We start from the raw sequence: 1,615 nt of genomic DNA on the forward strand, positions 1-1,615 counted from the left end.
GTTGAGAAAACTTTGCGTTTGTTTGCGAGATATTCAAATCCAGCGCCCTCATCTGTTTCTTAGACGATACGGCGCAATGCCTGCTCTGATTTGAAAAAACACAAGATAGTCATTATACTTAGGCTCCTTTGTCAGAGGCATTCCCTCAATCCGGCAATACGCCCGAAATATCTGTTCCCCCTTTACAACACAGCCTCCATACAACCATACGAAGAAATTATTATGTCTGAAGAAAAACGCACCTGTTCATTCTGCGGGAAGTCCGAAAACGACGTTAAAAACCTGATCGAAGGCGAACACGCCTTCATCTGCAACGAATGTGTAGAAACTTGCGGCATGATGCTGCAAGACAACGAATCCGGCGAGATTGAAAACGAGCTTGCCAAAGCGAAAGAAGAAAACGCCGAGAAAAAACTGCCTACCCCGGCCGAAATCGTTGCCAACCTCAACGACCACGTTATCGGTCAGGAACACGCAAAAAAAGCGTTGGCAGTATCGGTTTACAACCACTACAAACGCCTGCACCATCCAAAAGCAGACGGCAAAGTCGAATTGTCCAAATCCAATATCCTGCTCATCGGCCCTACCGGCTCAGGTAAAACCCTGTTGGCGCAATCTTTGGCGCGCAAACTGGATGTGCCTTTTGTTATGGCGGATGCCACAACTTTGACCGAAGCCGGTTATGTAGGTGAAGATGTCGAACAAATCATCACCAAACTTTTGGGCAAATGTGATTTTGACGTTGAAAAAGCCCAGCGCGGCATCGTTTATATCGATGAAATCGATAAAATTTCACGCAAAAGCGATAATCCATCGATCACGCGCGACGTATCTGGCGAAGGCGTGCAACAAGCCTTGCTGAAACTGATTGAAGGCACGGTAGCGAGCGTTCCTCCGCAAGGCGGCCGCAAACATCCGAACCAAGAATTCATCAACGTTGATACCACCAACATCCTCTTTATCTGCGGCGGTGCATTTGCCGGCTTGGAAAAAGTCATCCGCCAACGTACTGAAAAAGGTGGTATCGGCTTTGGTGCGGCGGTGCACAGCAAAGATGAAAACGCCGATATTTCAGCCCTGTTTGAAACAGTCGAGCCTGAAGACTTAATTAAATTCGGTTTGATTCCCGAGCTTATCGGCCGTCTGCCCGTGATTGCCACATTGGCAGAATTGGACGAAGATGCTTTGGTCAACATTTTGACCGAACCGAAAAACGCCTTAGTCAAACAATATCAAACCTTGTTTGCAATGGAAGATGTCGGCCTTGAGTTTGAAGAAGATGCCTTGCGCAGCATCGCCAAACTGGCGATGGAACGTAAAACCGGTGCGCGCGGCCTGCGCTCTATCGTCGAACGTTGCCTCTTGGACACCATGTACGCCCTACCGGATTTGAAAGGTGTAGCAAAAGTCGTCATCAATAAAGAGGTCGTGGAAAAAGGCGAACAGCCAAAACTTTTCCGTGCAGACGGCAGCGAATATAAGCAATAAGGATCATTCTCCGAAAAAGACGTGTACTCGCTACACGTCTTTTTTATTTTTTAATAAAACCAAAAGTATATCTTTGAATAATGGTCTTATACATGAAAAACAAAGGCCGTCTGAAACATATTCAGAC

General features: G+C 46.7%; 1 protein-coding gene. It reads left to right on the forward strand.

Annotated elements, in window-relative coordinates; genetic code table 11:
- The first annotated feature begins 222 nt into the window (after positions 1-222).
- Positions 223-1,488 (forward strand): ATP-dependent Clp protease ATP-binding subunit ClpX, encoded by a 1,266-nt coding sequence (gene clpX / locus ACTHUE_RS18350; protein ID WP_440424126.1) that lies wholly within the window; start codon positions 223-225, stop codon positions 1,486-1,488.
- Positions 1,489-1,615: the final 127 nt, after the last annotated feature.

It is taken from the genome of Neisseria sp. P0021.S005, from assembly GCF_051956955.1.